This is a genomic window from Citrobacter sp. wls827 (genome assembly GCF_005280875.1).
Lineage (GTDB): Bacteria > Pseudomonadota > Gammaproteobacteria > Enterobacterales > Enterobacteriaceae > Citrobacter > Citrobacter youngae.
Genome location: NZ_SZWR01000021.1, coordinates 276,777 through 294,830 on the forward strand (window position 1 = coordinate 276,777; position 18,054 = coordinate 294,830).

An 18,054-nucleotide genomic window follows, 5' to 3' on the forward strand; every position below is an offset into this window, starting at 1 on the left:
AGAATTACGCTGTTGCGGCCTTAGCGGCTTTCTCATCGGCTTCGTCGTCCTGAGTCATACGATTCAGTTTCGGTGCCGTCAGCAGCATCAGAACAGCGATAACCGCCGTTGCAACACCAATCTGCAGGAACACGCGACCGTAGACTTCCAAAGACATCAGCGGATCGGTCACATTCTCCGGAACCGCCATCATGTTAGCCACGTAACCACCGATGATGTTTGCACCGGCAGTGGTCAGGAACCAGCTACCCATAATGAAGCCCATCAGACGCTGTGGAACCAACTGTGCCACCATCGCCAGGCCCAGACCAGAAATCATCAGTTCACCGATACTTTGCAGACCGTAGCAGATGATCAGCCAGTTAACAGAAACGATGCCCGCATCGGTCGCGAATTTAGCGCCCAGCGGCAGGATCAGGAACGCACCGGAACATAGCACCATACCAATCGCAAATTTGGTTGGCATCGGCAGCGTATCGCCCATCTTGTTATAGATAGCGGCGAGGATTGGGCTACCAATGATGATCCAGAACGGGTTCAGCGCCTGGTACTGTTCAGGTTCGAAAGCAATGCCAAGAATAGAGTGCTCAACGTTACGAATCGCAAAGAAGTTCAGTGAGGTCGGCATCTGGCTGTACAGCACGAAGAAGATAATCGCTTCCAGCATCAGAATGAAGGCGACGATCATTTTACGACGGGCAGCACCGTGCATGGTGAAGGCTTCTTTACCGAAGATAAATACGATACCGATAGCAATTACACCCAGAACCATACGTGCGATCTGCTGGTTGTGCAGCAGCCAGGTCGCAATCGCGATCAGCACCACAACGCCAACGATAGTCAGCAGCAGGTTACGGAAGTTGATCGGCTCAAAGTCAGGCTTGGAACCGTACTGTTTAACCCAGCGCTGGCAGAAGGCGAAGTTAACAACGGTGATCAGCATACCCACAACGCTCAGGGCGAACGCGGTGCTCCAACCGTAACGCGCTGCCAGCCACGGTGTTGCCAGCATAGAGAAGAATGAGCCGATGTTGACGGACATGTAGTACATGGTGAATGCACCATCAAGACGCGGGTCATCTTTGGCATAGCAGGTAGAAAGCAGGGAAGATGGGTTCGCTTTAAACAGGCCGTTACCGACCGCGATGGCTGCCATACCCATATAAACGATACCCGCATCGTGACCAGACCATGCAACCAGCGCATAACCAATGGCCAGGACAACGGCACCCAGCATAATGACGCGTTTTGTACCCAGAACTTTATCACCTAACCAGCCACCAATGGCAACAAGGCCATACACCAGGGCGCTAAAGGAGGAGAAAAGGGTGATGGAATCCGCTTCTGACATACCCAGTTGCTTCACCAGGTAGACGGCCATAATCCCTTGCAGGCCGTAATAACCAAAACGTTCCCATAGCTCAATTGAGAAAATGAGATAGAACGCTTTTGGTTGTTTGAAGGCGTTTAAACTGACGCTTTCTGTTGGTTTATTGTTTGCAGTAGACACTTTTACCTCTTTTTTTACATCCCATATCAACGGGGGTGTTCTGGTACGTGATGAGTCAAGTTCATCCGTCCGATTGTTATAGTGGGAGGGGAAACGGCAAGTAATGTTCACTATCTTGACCATTCAGACAAGGGGTTTGTAATAATCTGTTACATATAACTCAGATGGTGAAATCGTCGGGGCTGAGAAATGTTATCCAGCGTTAAATTTCTTCATATGGAGAATGGCAGATTTTTACACTGTCAGGATGGGGTTAAAATGGGAATGTGGCGATATGTTCTGCTATTTTGGCTTGAGGGTAGTGATATGGTCCATTATCTGAAAAATAGCCAGTGTAATGTTTTGTATCGAAACGAACCTGTCAGGTCATCTGATTGTCATTTTAACTACAAAATAATAAATATTTTACATAATGTTATCAGGGTGATCTTGATCACAGATGGATAGAAATTTCTACTATTAAAAAAACGATTAACCTACTCAGGTGTTAGTTCACAAGAATATTACATTAGATATGCAGGAAGGTACGGCATCATTGTCGGGAAATTAACGATTGAGAAGTGCATAACTAATCGTTATGAAATAGGGGCCAGCGTTATGGCCCCATGTTGTCAGATATCGACTTTTTCTTTGAATTCGCAAAGATCTTCGATAATGCAGGAACCGCAACGTGGTTTTCTGGCTATGCAGGTGTAGCGACCATGAAGAATTAACCAGTGGTGGCAATCGACTTTAAATTCACTGGGGACGACTTTCAGCAGTTTCTCTTCGACCTGTTCGACGTTTTTACCTGGGGCAAATTGTGTCCGGTTACATACCCGGAAAATGTGGGTATCTACGGCAATCGTTGGCCAGCCGAAGGCGGTATTTAACACTACATTCGCCGTCTTGCGCCCAACGCCAGGCAGGGCTTCTAATGCGGCTCTGTCTTCCGGAACCTCGCCATTGTGCTTTTCCAGTAAAATGCGGCAGGTTTTAATCACGTTCTCCGCTTTGCTGTTAAACAAACCGATTGTCTTGATGTAGGACTTAACACCTTCAACGCCGAGTTCCAGCATCGCGGCAGGCGTATTAGCGACGGGGTAAAGCTTAGCTGTTGCTTTATTGACGCTGACATCGGTGGCCTGCGCGGAGAGCAAGACCGAAATCAGCAGTTCAAACGGTGATGTAAAATTAAGCTCGGTTGTCGGATGCGGATTGTTATCACGCAGGCGCGTCAGTATTTCCAGCCGTTTTGCTTTGTTCATTACACATTCCCTGTTTCACCCGCCGGGTCTGCTGCCATAGCGGCCTCGGCACGACGCTTCTTCATCTTTTCATCAATCAGATACTTAACAGCCAGCATCAGCCCCAGGCCAATGAATGCACCCGGCGGTAGCATGGCCAGCAGAAATGGTGTGTCAGTATGGAAGATCTCCACGCGCAGGACTTTGGCCCAATTGCCCAGCAGTCCGTCTGCGCCGTCGAACAATGTACCGTTACCTATGATTTCACGCAGCGATCCGAGAACAAACATGGCGCCGGTCGCCCCCATGCCAATAGAAAAACCATCGAGCGCGGATAAAGCAGGGCCCTTTTTAGCGGCAAAGGCTTCTGCGCGGCCAACAACAATACAGTTGGTCACAATCAAGGGGATAAAGATACCCAGAGACTGATACAGGCCAAAGGCGTAGGCATTGATAAGCATTTGTACCGCACTCACTACGGAGGCGATGATCATGACATAAATGGGAATACGGATTTCGGGCGGTGTCCAGCGGCGTAGCGCTGAAATTGTCAGGTTTGTCAGGGTCAACACCAGCGTAGTCGCAAGCCCCAGACCTAACGCATTGGTTGCAGTAGAGGTAACGGCCAGCAACGGGCACATCCCGAGTAACTGTACAAGGGCGGAGTTATTTTTCCAAAGCCCCTGAACAATGACGTCTTTAATTTCGCTCATGGTTATTCTCCACAGGCGCTAAGTTGAGGAAGTTGCGCAGGCAGAGTCTGCGCATATAAACCGGCGCGTTTTACTGCATTCACTACCGCACGCGGCGTGATGGTTGCGCCCGTAAACTGGTCAAAGTCGCCGCCGTCTTTTTTCACCGCCCAGTGAGGGTCGTTCTCTGCACTAATCGTTTTGCCGCTAAAATGGGTTATCCAGTCTGACAGACGTAACTCGATTTTATCACCGAGGCCTGGTGTTTCATGATGTTCTGTCACCCGCGTCCCCAGCACAGTACCGTTGAAATCTACACCAACCAGCAGTTGAATTGCGCCGGAATAACCATCGGGGGCCGTAGCCTCCAGAATTGCCGCAACCGGACGATCGTCCTGGCGGGCAATATACACTCGGTGGCTGCCTTTGCCTAACGCTGGCGCATCGACCAGATAACAACTCTCAGGCAAGTTATTATTGTAGCGTTCGCCAGGCAGAACCTGATCGAACAGTGCTTTTTGCTGCAGCGCGGCCTGTTCATCAATAGTGGACTTGGTTAATTGATTGATTGCCGCGGTTAACCCCGTCGAGCCCGCAGCAAACAGCGCCAGTGTAATACCGTGTTTACGAATCGTTTTCAGCATAGGGAGTCCTTAGCGATGTCCGTACACGCGAGGGCGAGTGTAATAATCAATCAGCGGAACCGTGATATTTGCCAGCAATACGGCAAAAGCCACACCATCAGGATAACCGCCAAAACTACGAATCAGCCAGACCAACAGACCCGCAAGCGCGCCAAAAATCAGGCGACCACGGTTGGTAGTTGATGCCGTAACGGGATCGGTAAGAATAAAGAATGCACCCAGCATGGTGGCGCCGGAAAGCAGGTGCAACTGCGGTGATGCCAGAGAGTCTGGCGAGAAAATCCAGCCTAACGTGGCGCAAACAGCGAGCGATATCAGGAAGCTCACCGGGATGTGCCAACGAATCGCTTTCTGCCATAACAACACGATGCCGCCCGCCAGCCAGGCAAGGTTAACCCACTGCCAACCCGCGCCCGCGAGCATGCCGCTGTAAATCGGATACTTCATCACCTGTTCAACGGTACGCCCTGCATGTAGTGACGTCTTAAAGGTATCGAGAGGCGTTGCCTGACTGATGCCGTCGATCCCTATACGGAGCGTGTTCATATCGCTGCCGCCAGCCGTATGTCCGGTAAAGATAACGTTTAAAGCATCAAAAAATCCGGGCACCGTAGCGGCAATTTCATGCGGTGGCAGCCAGCTTGTCATCTGCACCGGGAATGAGATCAAAAGAACAACATAACCAATCATTGCCGGATTAAATGGATTCTGCCCAAGACCGCCATACAGTTGCTTGGCAATGATAACGGCGAAGACGGTACCCAGGATCACCATCCACCACGGAGCCAGGGGAGGAATACTGACGGCAAGCAGCAACCCTGTAAGCAGGGCGGAGTTGTCTTTCAGGATCGCGGCAACGGGCTGTTTACGTAGTTTAAGCACGCCCGCTTCGGCGGCGATGGCACTGACCGATGCCAGCACTATCTGGAACAATGTACCCCAGCCGAAGAACCACCATTGAGCGGCAATTCCTGGTAATGCAGCAATCAGAACCAGCATCATGATACGCGATGTCTGACGCTGGTTATGGGTATAAGGGGAGCTAGCTATTCTGAATACCATTTATTCCTCGTTTACAACCTGCTGCTGTGCGGCTTTCTTTGCCTGAGCGCGAGCAATAGCGGCCGCAACGGCGGCTTTACGTGGATCAATCGGCTCGGCTGTTTCCGTTACTGCCTGCTGCTCAAGCTTGCGGGCTTTGGCACGGGCAATTGCGGCTTCGACGGCAGCTTTGCGCGGGTCAACCGGTTCGGTTGTTTCCGTGGCTGCCTGCTGCTCAAGCTTGCGGGCTTTGGCACGGGCAATTGCGGCTTCGACGGCGGCTTTGCGCGGATCAACCGGTTCGGTTGTTTCCGTAGCTGCCTGCTGCTCAAGCTTGCGGGCTTTGGCTCGGGCAATTGCGGCTTCGACGGCAGCTTTGCGTGGATCCGCACCCGCTCTGCTGTCCTCATCTTTTGATGGATTATCAGTGCGTGCGGCGCGAGCCTGCGCTTTTCGCGCTTCACGTGCGGCAATCACTGCGCTGTTATCAGGTTTTTCACCCGCCTGAATGACAACCGGCTGCATAGCCTGGGCCTGTTTCTCTTTCACGCGAGCCAGTGCAGCAGCGATGGCATCATGATCTTTCGCTGCAGGTTGTACAGCTGCGTTTTTATGCCGCTCAAGACGCGCTGCTTTTTCACGTTCAAGGCGCGCCTGTCGGGCTTCAAATCGCGCTTTTGCTTCAGCCGCTCGTTTTTCTTCCTGACTAATGGCGTAAATCTCGGCTTTTTCCTGACGGAAATACTGCACCAGTGGAATGTTGCTTGGACATACCCAGGCGCAGGCACCGCATTCAATGCAGTCAGCAATGTTGTGGGTTGTCGCTTTATCATGCTGCTGGCCTTTACTGAACCAGTAAAGTTGCTGCGGCAGAAGATCGGCAGGGCAGGCATCGGCACAGGCGCTACAGCGAATACAGCCTTTTTCTTCCTGCGGTTCACCCATTTCACTGGCAGAAGGCGCAAGCAGGCAGTTGCTGATCTTCACGATGGGAACATCCAGCCAGGGCAGGGTAAAGCCCATCAGCGGACCGCCCATGATCACCATCTGGTCAGCAGAAGGACAGAAACCTGCATCATTGAGCAGGTGACGAACAGGCGTGCCCAATCGCGCCCAAACGTTGCCCGGGCGGCTGACTGCTTCGCCCGTTAGCGTGACCACACGCTCGGTGATTGGCTCGCCGTCAATAACGGCCCGCTTGACAGCATAGGCAGTCCCCACGTTTTGCATCAGCACCCCGATATCGGAGGAACGTCCACCGTGAGGAACCTGTTTCCCGGTCAGGATTTGCGTCAGTTGTTTGGCACCGCCTGACGGGTATTTAGTGGGAATGACTCGTAAACTGATATCGTGAGAATCAGCCAACACTGCGCGCAGCATGGAGATAGCCTGCGGTTTGTTATCTTCAATACCCAGCAGGACTTCGCGCGGTTGAAGAATATGAGCAAGTATGCGGATACCTTCGACCACCTGGGCCGCGCAATCTTGCATTAAGCGGTCATCGGCGGTGATGTAGGGTTCACATTCAGCGGCGTTGATGATCAGTGTTTCAATTTTATCACCGCCACCCTGCAATTTGACGCCGGTTGGAAAACCTGCGCCGCCGAGTCCGGCAACACCGAATTGGTGAATACGGGCTATGAGCTCCTCGCGGCTGCGGGCACGATAATTTGCCCAGCCGTCACGCTCAATCCAGCGATCTTCGCCGTCCGCATCAATGATGACGCTAAGTTCAGCTAAAGCCGAAGGATGCGCGGTAGAGTGCGGGGCAATGGCAACAACGGTGCCGGAGGTCGGGGCGTGTACGGGCAACATTCTGCCGCGCCCACGGGTTAGCGCCTGACCACGCAGCACGGTGTCGCCCACATTGACACACAGTTCACCTTCAGCGCCAATATGCTGCTTCAACGGAATAATAAAGCGCGGAGCCAGCGGAACCTGCCGCAGCGGTGTCCCGTTAGACTGGGTTTTCATTTCAGGTGGGTGAATGCCGCCATCAAAGTCCCAGATTTTATTTTTTCTGAATGCGGAGAATAACTTAAGCATGTTGTTCCACAGGAATGATGCGCACAGGAATAGTGTTTAAATCCCACTTCCAGCTGTCAGGCGTCTCGGCGACCGGGCGTAATTCGATACATTGGGTCGGGCACGGATCAACGCACAAATTGCATCCGGTGCACAGATCGCTCATCACCGTGTGCATGGCACGCGTAGCGCCCACGATGGCATCGACCGGGCAGGCCTGAATGCATTTTGTGCAGCCGATACAGTTATTTTCATCAATCACCGCCAGCATACGAACGGGGGTAGCATCCTGCTCATCACCATCAATAGGTTGCGGATCGACGTTCAACAGGGTCGCAATTTTTAGCATCACCGCTTCGCCACCAGGGGCGCATCGGTTGATTTTTTCGCCCTGACAGCCAATAGCTTCAGCATAAGGACGGCAGCCCGGATAACCGCACTGCCCACACTGGCTTTGCGGGAGAATTTCATCAATTTTCTCCACGACTGGATCATCCTCGACGGCAAATCGACGAGAGGCATAACCCAAAATAGCGCCGAACGCCAGACCCAGCAGACTCACTGCGGCAACGGCAATCCAGATAGCATTCATTACAACTTCACCAAACCACTAAAGCCCATAAAGGCCAAAGACATTAAACCAGCGGTAATCAGCGCAATCGCATTACCGCGGAAGGGGGCAGGAACGTCTGCCACGGCGAGGCGTTCGCGAATTGCGGCGAACAGAACCATCACCAGTGAGAAGCCGACGGCGGCGGAAAAACCGTACAGCGCCGACTGTAAAAAATTATGCCCGAGGTTGATGTTCAGCAACGCTACACCTAATACCGCGCAGTTAGTGGTGATCAGCGGTAAGAAGATCCCCAGCAGGCGATACAGCGCAGGGCTGGTTTTGCGTACAACCATCTCGGTAAATTGTACCACCACGGCGATGACCAGAATGAAGGCCAGCGTGCGCAGGTAGATGAGATCGAGCGGGATGAGGATCCAGGTGTCAATCAGCCATGCGCATATGGATGCCAGCGTCATTACAAAGGTCGTGGCGAGGCCCATACCCATTGCGGTTTCCAGTTTTTTGGAAACGCCCATAAAGGGGCATAAGCCCAGAAACTTGACCAGTACAAAGTTATTGACCAGTACAGTTCCGACAAACAGCAGCAGGTAATCAGTCATTTTTCGGCCTGAAATAAAAAAGCCGCCTATTATCTGACAATCTACAACAGGCGACAACAGGTTAACTGTAGGGTTATTACGGGTTCACAAACGTCGTCTTAACGCGTTGCGAGCGTTTGAAATAGGGTATCAGCAGCGCAGCCGCTAACAAAGGGAACAGCAGTTGACGCACGGCAAACGCATCCGGAACAGGTGAGAATGCAAACGCTTTAATTGCCAGTAACACCGAGATCAGCAGCCATATAATATAGTGTTTTGGCACACAGACTCTGCGTTTGAAAAACGCGATGGTCAGCCACAGCGTGTAGTACCACATGGCGATAGCGGTAATAAAGGAGACGCCCCATAGCAGCAAATTCGTCGTACTTTGCTCGCTCAGCGTGTGGAATGTCTGCGGTGTGGACAACGCAGTGACATACAGCAGTAACGCCAGCGAAGCACTTAACAACGCGACTAACAGCCAGGCCAATGGCCCAAGTAGCCAGCCTCCGATACGTTGTGCCGGTGTTGTAGTCATTTCATCTCCAGGTTTACGCGCGCGAACAGACATGCCGTTCATTTTGGGGCAATTATTATAAAGCTTTTAACGCCAGGCGCTACTGTCTTGTTTATTGCACGTAATGCCAGACGGATTTGGGTACCTGGCCAACATCGAACAGGCGGCCTCCCGAAATGAGCTCGGCACGGCGGTGGTCTGCAGCGCGATACATATTGATAATGTCGCTATCGTCAGTAAGTGTGTAGTTAAGATGATCGAACAATTTTTCCAGACTTTCTAGCGAACTGATTTTGCGGAATTTTAATAAGTAATCCTGAACAGTCATAAAAGGCAATCCATATTAATAAAATAATACTAACGGAGTAGTAAATATTAAAAAACAACCAACGTTGTACAGGTAAACGCGAATTTGCGCGCAAATGTAAGAAGAGTTTTCAACCCTGTGGGAATCCAGGCGCTATTTACGCCTGCGGAAAGGGTAACGCGCTTCACGATCGCAGGCAATACGCGCTGGAGCGGGATGCGGCATAATTCGCTTTTTTTTGACAAAAAATGATCTTTTACAGCCCTACCCAGCAACCATCGCGGAGTTAACTGCCAGGCTATAACGGGCTGCGTATATTTATTTTTTCTGTACTGCAGCGACGGGTTCCGGTGGTTGGTAGTTGTCAATATGATTGGCAACACCCAACAGGATCACGGAGACCACGAGAACAATCCAACCTGTTAACTCAATAAGACGATTCATTACTGACGACATTTGCTTTGATTTATCCATAAACACAGGTAGCAAATGTTACTTATCAATAAATGATACAGCAAGAGCATTGGGAACGATTTCGATGACTTTTTCGCGGCAAGTTAACTCTAAGTGGCATATGTTTGACTTAAGTTAAGCAACAACCTTTGTAGCGCAAAGGTTATTAAACTATTGTGGCGCTACTATCTATGGTGTGAAATAGGCCAGATCTGAATTGAGAGGCAAAAACATGAGTGACAACATCCGCGTTGGGCTAATCGGTTACGGTTATGCCAGTAAAACTTTCCATGCCCCCCTGATTGTGGGCACTCCGGGTCTGGAACTGGTTGCGGTGTCCAGTAGTGATGAAACAAAAGTGAAGGCGGACTGGCCTTCGGTGGCGGTTGTTACTGAGCCTAAACACCTGTTTAACGATCCGAGTATCGACCTGATTGTGATCCCTACACCCAATGATACACACTTCCCGCTGGCGAAAGCGGCGCTGGAAGCAGGTAAGCATGTGGTTGTTGATAAGCCTTTCACTGTGACACTGTCACAAGCACGCGAGCTGGATGCGCTGGCCAGAAGCGTAGGGCGCCTGCTTTCTGTCTTCCATAACCGTCGCTGGGACAGCGATTTTCTGACGCTGAAAGCCTTGCTGGCTGATGGCGCGTTGGGTGAGGTGGCTTATTTTGAATCTCATTTCGATCGCTTCCGCCCGCAGGTCCGTGACCGCTGGCGTGAACAGGGTGGCCCGGGGAGTGGTATCTGGTATGACTTAGCACCGCATCTTTTAGATCAGGCAATTAACCTGTTTGGCTTGCCGGTGAGTCTGACGGTCGATCTGGCACAGCTCCGTCCGGGGGCGCAGTCGACAGATTACTTCCATGCCATCCTGACGTATCCGCAGCGTCGGGTGATTCTGCACGGAACGATGCTGGCAGCGGCTGAGTCTGCTCGTTATATCGTTCACGGATCGCGTGGCAGTTATGTGAAGTATGGTCTGGACCCACAAGAGGAACGTCTTAAAAATGGTGAGCGGCTGCCACAGGAAGACTGGGGTTATGACATGCGTGATGGTGTACTGACACGCATGGAAGGTGATGAGCAGGTGGAAGAAACCTGGTTAACCGTGCCAGGTAATTATCCGGCTTACTATGCGGGAATCCGTGATGCGCTGAATGGTAACGGCGAGAACCCGGTTCCAGCCAGACAAGCCATTCAAATCATGGAACTGATTGAGTTGGGCATTGAATCGGCGAAACACCGATCGACGCTGTGCCTTGCCTGATAATGCCAATGTCGGATGTCGAGGCATCTTATCTGGCCTACAATGCAATGTAGGCCAGATAAGCGTTAGCGCCATCCGGCAATAAAGCCATTACGCTGCAGCGACTTTCTCACGCAGTGCTTGTTTCTCTTCATTGCTCAGGAACGCCATTTCCAGGCCATTGATTTGCGCCTGGCGAATCTGTTCACGCGTCAATCCTGCAGCCGGAGCGGCTACGGTGTATTCGTGAATAATATCCACACCCTGAACCGCCGGGTCGTCCGTATTCAGACTGGCCAGTACACCGTGTTCAAGGAATGTTTTCAGCGGATGCGTCGTCAGTGAGGCGACGGTACTGGTTTGAATATTCGATGTCAGGCAGGATTCAATGCCGATACGCTGCTCGGCGAGAAAATCCATCAGGGCGCGATCTTCGACGGCTTTTACGCCGTGGCCAATACGTTCTGCTCCCAGTTCTCTGATAGCTTGCCAGATGCTTTCCGGGCCTGCCGCTTCACCTGCATGAACCGTGATATGCCAGCCAGCGTCGCGTGCACGGTTGAAATGGGACAGGAACAAACTGCCCGGGAAACCGAGTTCATCGCCGGCCAAATCCAGTGCGGTGATGTGATCACGATGCGCTAACAGTGCATCCAGTTCCTGCAGACAGGCAGCTTCGCCGAAAGTACGGCTCATAATTCCAATTAAGCGAGCTTCAACGCCGAAAGTTTTACAGCCTTCGCGTACGCCTGCAATAACGGCTTCAACCACACCTGCAACGGGGAGTTGATGGGCCATCGCCATATAGCCTGGGGAAAAACGTAGTTCAACGTAATGCAGACCATTACGTGCGGCATCCTCAATATTCTCAAATGCGACGCGGCGACAGGCATCCAGCGAGGCCAGCACTTTGACACCCCAGTCAAGCTTTGACAAAAAACTGACCAAATCAGGCTCAGTTGACGTTACCTGCACGTGAGGGATCAGCATTTCAAGTGTTTGAGCAGGAAGCGTTAAATTAAACTGACGACCAAGATCCAGGATCGTTTGGGCACGGATGTTCCCATCAAGGTGGCGATGGACGTCGGTTAAAGGAAGGGAAGTATCAATCATGGTCGCACTCATGTTTTTAGGTAAAGTGCGCAGTATTATAAGAATAAATCGGGATAAAAATCTATGTTGCGCAATGATTAATTTCATTGCGCAACTTTAGTTAGCGCAGAGAGCGCAGGGCGTTAATTAATCCCTGAACACCTTTCTCAAGTTTTGAGCGGGGACATCCGGTATTCAGGCGTACAAAACCGCACCCTTCCTCTCCGTAGGTCGAACCTGGCATGATCGCCACTTTTTGCTGGTGGATAAGCGCATTTTGTAACGCCTGGTCATCAACCCTGAGCGGACGTAAATCTATCCAGGCCAGATAGGTGGATTGCGGGATCTGCCAGTTAAGTTCAGGGAACGCGGTATTAAGTTCATCAGCAACATAATGCAGGTTGCCGACAAGATAATCCCGTAAGGCATCCAACCAGCGCTCACCTTGCTGATAGGCGGCAATATGTGCGGTGAGTGCCAGCACCGCAGGGGAAGACAATCCATCGCGTCCCTTTAGCGCACTGAGATAATCGTTGCGACTATTGGCGTCTTCGATGATCCCATACGCTCCGGTTAATGCCGGGATATTGAAGCTCTTGGAGCCGGAGGTGAGTAGCGCCCAGTCGCCGCGTGCGACATTGATCCACGGGATATGCGGTTGCTCTCCCCAAACCATATCCATATGGATTTCATCGGAAATGACGTTGACACCATGTCGCTGGCATAAGTCAGCCATGGTTTCCAGTTCCTCGTGCGTCCACACTTTGCCCGTTGGATTTTGTGGGCTACACAGCAGAAGAATTTTACTCTCTGGCCGTGAGAGAGCTGCTTCCAGCTTTGCCATGTCGCAATACCAACCGTCGCTCCGCTTTTCCAGACCGACGGGGAGCACTGTGCGCTGGTTGCCCTCAATGGCCTTGTAGAATGCATCGTAAGCTGGCGTATGGACAACTACCGCGTCGCCAGCAGACGACCACTGGCGGATGAGTTCTGAGACCATATAGATAACTGAGGGGCCATATACCAGCGATTGAGGATCGATCCGGGTATTGTGACGAGTTAGAAACCAGTGGCTAATGGCCGCCAAAAACTCGTCATTTTTCCAGCGGCTGTATCCTAATACACCGTGTGACAGGCGCTGTGTCAGCGCCTCCAGAATGCAAGGGGCCGTAGCAAAATCCATATCAGAGATGGTGAACGGCAGCAGATCGGCAGTGCCAAAACGGTCGGCAACGTAATCCCACTGAGTACACCAGGTACCATGCCTGTCCACAACCTTTGAAAAATCAAACATGTCGTTGTCCTCACGCCTGTACGGTGTTCATCAGAACTGCGATTTCGTCTTTCACTGACTGGACCTGCGGGCCAATAACGACCTGAAGGTTATGCTGATTGAGCTGTACCACGCCAATGGCCCGGTTGTCTTTCAGTGCCTGGACATTTACGCGTGACATATCTTTGACCGACAAGCGCAAACGCGTAATGCAGTTATCCAGACTAACGATATTCTCCGCGCCACCCAATGCCGCCAGAATTGCCGGGACATTGTAGCCAGATTTACCGGGTGTGCCTGCCATCACTTTCTCGATATTGCTGGCAATTTCGACATCACGGCCCGGTGTCTTCAGATTAAAGCGGGTGATCGCGAAGCGGAAGATAACGTAGTACACCGCAAACCAGATGGCCGCGACAACAGGGACCAGATACCACTTGGTGGACAACCCGTGCAGGATCCCGAACACCACGAAGTCAATCAGGTTACCGTCTGTGTTGCCGATAGTCACACCGAGCACCGCCATCACGGTAAAGCCGAGGCCGGTCAATAAGGCGTGGATCACGTACAGAACTGGGGCAACGAACAAGAACAAGAATTCCAGTGGTTCGGTGGTACCGCCAATGACGCAGGCAATCAGACCAGAAATTAATAACCCTTTAATTTTATGTCGATTCTCAGGACGAGCACAGTGATACATCGCTAATGCTGCACCCGGCAAACCACCGAGGAACGCCGGCATTTTGCCCTGAGACAGGAAGCGGGTTGCGCTTTCAGAGAAGCCTTGCGTTGTCGGGCAGCTCAGCTGCGCCTGGAAAATAGTCAATGCGCCACTGACGCTATGACCACACACTTCCTGGGTACCGCCCGCTTCAGTAAAACGAATGAGGGCCACCAGAATATGGTGCAGGCCAAAAGGCAGCAGCAGGCGTTCGCCGGTACCAAACAGCATCGGACCAAATTCACCTGCGCTGTTGATGATATTGCCGAGCCCGGTGATACCCATCGCAAATACAGGCCAGATCAGAGGGATAACTAATCCAACCAGCCCCATGACCAGTGAAGAGATGATGGGGACAAAACGGGTGCCGCCGAAGAAAGCCAATGCGTCCGGCAGACGGATATTGTGGAAGCGTTCATGCAGCATCCAGACAATGATCCCAGCGATGACGGCACCGAGGATCCCGGTGTCGATCGACTGGATCCCCAGGATGTTTTGGATGTTATTGGCCTTCAGGATTGCTGCATCAGTGGTAGGTAAAATCCCTTTCGCCGTCAACCAGAAGTTAACGGCAAGGTTCATGACTGCATAACCAACAAACCCGCCAAATGCCGCCACACCTTTGTTCTCGCGCGCCAGACCGAGAGGAATAGCAATACAAAACATCACGGGTAAGAAACTAAAGGCGAAAGAGCCGACTTTACTCATCCAGGTAAAAAGAGCCTGAAGCACCGGGTTACCCAATGCGGGGATCAGCGTTAATACATCATGACTGCTTAATGAACTGCCGATCCCCAACATGATCCCGCAGAAGGAGAGCAGAGCCACGGGCAACATAAAGGTTTTGCCCAACTGCTGGAAAAATTCCCATAACGTTATTTTTGGTGTGGTTCTCGTCGTCATCTAACGACTCCTCGTGAAAGCTCGGTGACTAATGATGGCGAGAAGATAAAACGTTTTACCTAATTTTAGTGCGGTATAAATCACATTATCGAATGATAATACGGCGTATAACTATAACCGATTGATAAAACGTTTTATCCGTCACGTTATCAGGGAGTTTTCTGTTTTTATGGCTATAGCCAAAAAAATAACCATTCATGATGTTGCGCTGGCTGCCGGGGTTTCGGTCAGTACAGTCTCATTGGTGCTTAGTGGAAAAGGGCGTATCTCATCCGCAACCGGGGAGCGGGTAAACGCAGCCATTGAGCAGTTGGGGTTCGTACGTAATCGTCAGGCATCGGTGCTGCGTGGCGGTCAGAGTGGTGTGGTCGGGCTGATTGTGCGCGATCTGTCTGCGCCATTTTATGCTGAACTGACGGCAGGCCTGACGGAAGCATTAGAAGCACAGGGTCGGATGGTCTTTCTTTTACACGGCGGCAAAGACGGTGAACAATTGGCTCAGCGTTTTGCGATGCTACTTAATCAGGGCGTGGATGGCGTAGTCATTGCAGGTGCAGCTGATAGCAGTGATGCGCTGCGACAACTGGCTGAAGAAAAAGGGATTCCGGTCGTATTTGCCTCACGAGCCAGTTACCTGGATGACGTCGACACGGTACGACCCGACAACATGCAGGCAGCGCAATTGTTGGTTGAGCATCTCATTCGGCACGGTCACCAGCGAATCGCGTGGCTGGGGGGGCAGAGTTCTTCTTTAACCCGCGCAGAGCGTGTCGGCGGCTATTGTGCGACGCTGCTAAAATATGGTTTACCGTTTCATAGTGATTGGGTTCTGGAGTGTTCATCCAGTCAAAAGCAGGCTGCCGAAGCCGTTGCTGCACTTAGTGGTGCTGATTGGTTTACTGGCTAAAACAAAGAATTACTATATTGCCGGATTAATTCCGTTGTTCCCAACCTTTGCGTTGATTGCCCACTATATTGTGGCCAGTGAACGTGGGATCGAGGCGCTGCGTACAACGATTGTATTCAGCATGTGGTCGATTATTCCCTATTTTGTCTACCTCATTTCACTGTGGTACTTCACCGGTTTTATGCGTTTACCCGTCGCGCTCATTGGCTCGGTAGTCTGCTGGAGCCTGAGCGCGTGGTTGCTGATCTTTTGTTGGATAAAACTGCACTAGCGCAGGTGGCGACCACCGTCAACGGCAAAGCTACGGCCGGTGACAAAGCAGCTGGTAAACAGGTAGTCTATTAAATCAATGACTTCTTTTTCACCGGGTGCGGTTTTCATCAACGATTTATTCAGCGCCTGCTGACGATATTCTGCATCGTCACCCTCGTTAAACAGGATTAGCGAGGGGGCGATTGCGTTAACTTTCACTTCCGGGGCCAGTTTGCGGGCAAATGAGCGGGTCATATTATCCAGAGCAGCTTTACTGGCAGCATAGGCAATATGCTTGTCGCTGCCACGCTCTACGACGTAATCAGTAAAATGGATAATATCGCTGGCCGCATGCCCATGTCCGCGCAGCAGGCCTTCCAGCGCGTGATTAAGCAGGTAAGGGGTATTCACGTGGATCTGCATCATGCTGGACAGCACCTCAGAAAGCGGCAGCCCCGGTTTTTCGGCAAGCCAGGCGCTGGCATTATGCACAATAGCGCGTAAACCTTCGGTACGGGCTTTCACTTCCCTGGCAAAAGCGAGGACGCCTTCGTCGGTCGCGAAGTCAGCCTGAATACATTGTGCCCCCGCCTCTTGCAGGCCATCAATCGCCGGGTAGTGTGTCCGGTAACTGACGATCACCGGCTGCTTTTGATTCAGAAAATGCCACGCGATGGCGAGACCGATACGACGGCCCCCTCCGGTGATAAGTATTGGCAAAGCGGGCTTTTTACCCATCGAGATCTCCATGAGTCGCAAACGATGGGTCAACTATTTAACCCATCAGCATCCAGGTCGCTGGAACAGCTGCTACAAGAAGCAGGCCGATCAAAGCCATTTCCTGGCGTTTTAATACGTTGTCATGCGCGTGAGTTTTGCGGGCATAAAGGAAAACCAGCAACCCCGGAGCATACAGCACCACGGACAACAGCAGGTGCATCGGACCTGACGCGTACAGTAACCATAAGCCATAAATGCATGCACCGACACCAACAGCCTGATGAATTGGGCGGGTCGCTATTTTCAGCAAAAATGCGCCGACGAGGAAATAGGGCACCAGAATCATCTCAGAGGCAATAGTCAGCAGCGTATTGTAGTCAGAACCTGTGAGCCAGATCAGCACCAGACAGACCTGCACGCAGATGTTAGTCAGCCACAGTGATGCAGATGGCGCACCTTGCGCATTCTGACGGGCAAAAATACGCGGGAATGCTTTGTGCGTGGATGCCAGAAATGGGACTTCCGCCGCCATAATCGTCCAGCTCAAATAGGCGCCGCAGACAGAGACAATCAAACCCGCGGCGATAATGATTTCGCCCCATGGCCCCATCATTTTAACCATCAGACCAGCCATTGATGGGTTGCGGATCTCAGCCAGTTCCGGGCGTGCGACCACGCCAAGAGAAAGCAGGGTCACCAACAGGTAGACGCCAAGCGCGGCAAGTACAGCCAGCAGTGTCGCGCGCCCAACATCGCGTTTGTTCCTCGCCCGAGCGGACACCACGACAGCGCCTTCCACGCCGATAAACACCCACAGGGTGATAAGCATGGTGTTTTTAACTTGCTCCCAGACAGGAACACCCAGTTTCACACCGGTAAAGTCCAGGCTAAAGGTGTCGAGCTTAAATAACATAAATGCCAGAACGATAAACAGGCCAAGCGGCAGTAGCTTCGCCAGCGTCGCCACCAGATTAATGCTGGCGGCTGTCTGTACACCACGTAACACCAGAAAATGCACGACCCACAGCAGTACCGATGCGCCAACAATAGACTGCCAGGTATTCCCGTCGCCAAACAGACGCAACGCAGGTGTATCGGTAAAGAAGCTAAGTGCGGAAAAGACGATAACCAGATAGGAAACGTTAGCGATAACGGCACACAGCCAATACCCCCACGCGGAACAGAAACCGATCAATTCTCCGAAGCCTTCACGCGCGTAGGTAAAGATACCGCCGTCCAGTTCCGGGCGGATACGCGTCAGGATAAGCATGGCAAACGCGAGCAGCAGGATCCCCGCGCCCGTAATCGCCCAACCAATCAATAACGCTGCCGGGCTGGCTACTGCAGCCATATTTTGTGGCAGGCTG

Annotated in this window: 18 protein-coding genes and 1 pseudogene; 3 read left to right on the forward strand and 16 right to left on the reverse strand. The window is 51.8% G+C overall.

The features are described 5' to 3' along the window. Positions 1-4: 4 nt before the first annotated feature. From dtpA to blr, 11 genes are all read right to left on the reverse strand, one after another. Positions 5-1,510, reverse strand: a complete 1,506-nt coding sequence (gene dtpA / locus FDX03_RS18490; RefSeq protein WP_048211750.1) for a dipeptide/tripeptide permease DtpA — start codon at positions 1,508-1,510, stop codon at positions 5-7. 611 nt (positions 1,511-2,121) lie between these two features. Next, positions 2,122-2,757, reverse strand: coding sequence for an endonuclease III (gene nth / locus FDX03_RS18495; protein ID WP_048211749.1), 636 nt, complete (start codon positions 2,755-2,757; stop codon positions 2,122-2,124). Continuing rightward, a complete protein-coding gene (locus FDX03_RS18500) occupies positions 2,757-3,449 on the reverse strand; it encodes an electron transport complex subunit E (RefSeq protein ID WP_048211748.1) in 693 nt (230 codons plus the stop codon). The genes nth and FDX03_RS18500 overlap by 1 nt, the downstream gene beginning before the upstream one ends. 2 nt (positions 3,450-3,451) lie before the next feature. Continuing rightward, positions 3,452-4,072, reverse strand: coding sequence for an electron transport complex subunit RsxG (rsxG, locus tag FDX03_RS18505; RefSeq protein ID WP_048211747.1), 621 nt, complete (start codon positions 4,070-4,072; stop codon positions 3,452-3,454). Positions 4,073-4,081: 9 nt separating this feature from the next. Beyond that, positions 4,082-5,134, reverse strand: coding sequence for an electron transport complex subunit RsxD (rsxD, locus tag FDX03_RS18510; RefSeq protein ID WP_137346378.1), 1,053 nt, complete (start codon positions 5,132-5,134; stop codon positions 4,082-4,084). Then, positions 5,135-7,159: an electron transport complex subunit RsxC gene (rsxC, locus tag FDX03_RS18515; RefSeq protein ID WP_137346379.1), complete on the reverse strand. Its 2,025-nt coding sequence runs from the start codon at positions 7,157-7,159 to the stop codon at positions 5,135-5,137. Next, a complete protein-coding gene (gene rsxB, locus FDX03_RS18520) occupies positions 7,152-7,730 on the reverse strand; it encodes an electron transport complex subunit RsxB (RefSeq protein WP_005121200.1) in 579 nt (192 codons plus the stop codon). The genes rsxC and rsxB overlap by 8 nt, the downstream gene beginning before the upstream one ends. Continuing rightward, positions 7,730-8,311 (reverse strand): electron transport complex subunit RsxA, encoded by a 582-nt coding sequence (rsxA, locus tag FDX03_RS18525; protein ID WP_005121199.1) that lies wholly within the window; start codon positions 8,309-8,311, stop codon positions 7,730-7,732. The genes rsxB and rsxA overlap by 1 nt, the downstream gene beginning before the upstream one ends. Positions 8,312-8,387: 76 nt before the next feature. Next, a complete protein-coding gene (locus FDX03_RS18530; protein ID WP_137346380.1) occupies positions 8,388-8,828 on the reverse strand; it encodes a DUF2569 domain-containing protein in 441 nt (146 codons plus the stop codon). 91 nt (positions 8,829-8,919) lie between these two features. Further along, a complete protein-coding gene (ydgT, locus tag FDX03_RS18535; protein WP_003832804.1) occupies positions 8,920-9,135 on the reverse strand; it encodes a transcription modulator YdgT in 216 nt (71 codons plus the stop codon). Between the two features lie 297 nt (positions 9,136-9,432). Beyond that, positions 9,433-9,558 carry a division septum protein Blr gene (gene blr, locus FDX03_RS18540; protein WP_040233850.1) on the reverse strand — a complete coding sequence of 42 codons (126 nt, stop codon included), beginning with the start codon at positions 9,556-9,558 and terminating at the stop codon, positions 9,433-9,435. 241 nt (positions 9,559-9,799) lie between these two features. Here blr and FDX03_RS18545 point away from each other — a divergent pair, with 241 nt between their 5' ends. Further along, positions 9,800-10,840: an oxidoreductase gene (locus FDX03_RS18545; RefSeq protein ID WP_048211743.1), complete on the forward strand. Its 1,041-nt coding sequence runs from the start codon at positions 9,800-9,802 to the stop codon at positions 10,838-10,840. Positions 10,841-10,930: 90 nt separating this feature from the next. Here FDX03_RS18545 and add read toward each other — a convergent pair whose 3' ends face one another. The 3 genes from add to malX form a co-directional block, all read right to left on the reverse strand. Beyond that, complete coding sequence (gene add / locus FDX03_RS18550; RefSeq protein ID WP_048211742.1) at positions 10,931-11,932, reverse strand: adenosine deaminase; 1,002 nt, start codon at positions 11,930-11,932, stop codon at positions 10,931-10,933. A 100-nt stretch (positions 11,933-12,032) separates the two neighbouring features. Next, a complete protein-coding gene (locus FDX03_RS18555; RefSeq protein WP_101742536.1) occupies positions 12,033-13,205 on the reverse strand; it encodes a MalY/PatB family protein in 1,173 nt (390 codons plus the stop codon). 10 nt (positions 13,206-13,215) lie between these two features. Beyond that, a complete protein-coding gene (gene malX, locus FDX03_RS18560; protein WP_121584611.1) occupies positions 13,216-14,808 on the reverse strand; it encodes a maltose/glucose-specific PTS transporter subunit IIBC in 1,593 nt (530 codons plus the stop codon). 169 nt (positions 14,809-14,977) lie between these two features. Here malX and malI point away from each other — a divergent pair. Together malI and FDX03_RS18570 are read left to right on the forward strand one after the other, a co-directional pair. Further along, positions 14,978-15,688 (forward strand): annotated as a pseudogene (malI, locus tag FDX03_RS18565) (Mal regulon transcriptional regulator MalI); the annotation flags it as partial. Beyond that, positions 15,678-15,986, forward strand: a complete 309-nt coding sequence (locus tag FDX03_RS18570; RefSeq protein ID WP_249357105.1) for a GlpM family protein — start codon at positions 15,678-15,680, stop codon at positions 15,984-15,986. The pseudogene malI and the gene FDX03_RS18570, both read left to right, overlap by 11 nt. Here FDX03_RS18570 and folM read toward each other — a convergent pair. Together folM and FDX03_RS18580 are read right to left on the reverse strand one after the other, a co-directional pair. Beyond that, the gene (gene folM / locus FDX03_RS18575) at positions 15,983-16,705 is read right to left on the reverse strand and encodes a dihydromonapterin reductase (protein ID WP_048211729.1); all 723 of its coding nucleotides are present in this window, start codon (positions 16,703-16,705) and stop codon (positions 15,983-15,985) included. The two genes, FDX03_RS18570 and folM, sit on opposite strands and share 4 nt — an antisense overlap. 37 nt (positions 16,706-16,742) lie before the next feature. Then, positions 16,743-18,054 (reverse strand): amino acid permease (locus tag FDX03_RS18580; protein ID WP_249357106.1); only part of this gene is annotated, 1,312 nt, incomplete at its 5' end.

Bases quoted from the DNA above. Each gene is read 5' to 3' on its own strand.
- rsxG (WP_048211747.1), bottom strand. From the start codon at position 4,072: ATGCTGAAAACGATTCGTAAACACGGTATTACACTGGCGCTGTTTGCT.
- rsxC (WP_137346379.1), bottom strand. From the start codon at position 7,159: ATGCTTAAGTTATTCTCCGCATTCAGAAAAAATAAAATCTGGGACTTT.
- nth (WP_048211749.1), bottom strand. From the start codon at position 2,757: ATGAACAAAGCAAAACGGCTGGAAATACTGACGCGCCTGCGTGATAAC.
- FDX03_RS18500 (WP_048211748.1), bottom strand. From the start codon at position 3,449: ATGAGCGAAATTAAAGACGTCATTGTTCAGGGGCTTTGGAAAAATAAC.
- add (WP_048211742.1), bottom strand. From the start codon at position 11,932: ATGATTGATACTTCCCTTCCTTTAACCGACGTCCATCGCCACCTTGAT.
- FDX03_RS18530 (WP_137346380.1), bottom strand. From the start codon at position 8,828: ATGACTACAACACCGGCACAACGTATCGGAGGCTGGCTACTTGGGCCA.
- FDX03_RS18555 (WP_101742536.1), bottom strand. From the start codon at position 13,205: ATGTTTGATTTTTCAAAGGTTGTGGACAGGCATGGTACCTGGTGTACT.
- FDX03_RS18545 (WP_048211743.1), top strand. From the start codon at position 9,800: ATGAGTGACAACATCCGCGTTGGGCTAATCGGTTACGGTTATGCCAGT.
- folM (WP_048211729.1), bottom strand. From the start codon at position 16,705: ATGGGTAAAAAGCCCGCTTTGCCAATACTTATCACCGGAGGGGGCCGT.
- rsxA (WP_005121199.1), bottom strand. From the start codon at position 8,311: ATGACTGATTACCTGCTGCTGTTTGTCGGAACTGTACTGGTCAATAAC.
- rsxB (WP_005121200.1), bottom strand. From the start codon at position 7,730: ATGAATGCTATCTGGATTGCCGTTGCCGCAGTGAGTCTGCTGGGTCTG.
- rsxD (WP_137346378.1), bottom strand. From the start codon at position 5,134: ATGGTATTCAGAATAGCTAGCTCCCCTTATACCCATAACCAGCGTCAG.
- malX (WP_121584611.1), bottom strand. From the start codon at position 14,808: ATGACGACGAGAACCACACCAAAAATAACGTTATGGGAATTTTTCCAG.
- blr (WP_040233850.1), bottom strand. From the start codon at position 9,558: ATGAATCGTCTTATTGAGTTAACAGGTTGGATTGTTCTCGTGGTCTCC.
- ydgT (WP_003832804.1), bottom strand. From the start codon at position 9,135: ATGACTGTTCAGGATTACTTATTAAAATTCCGCAAAATCAGTTCGCTA.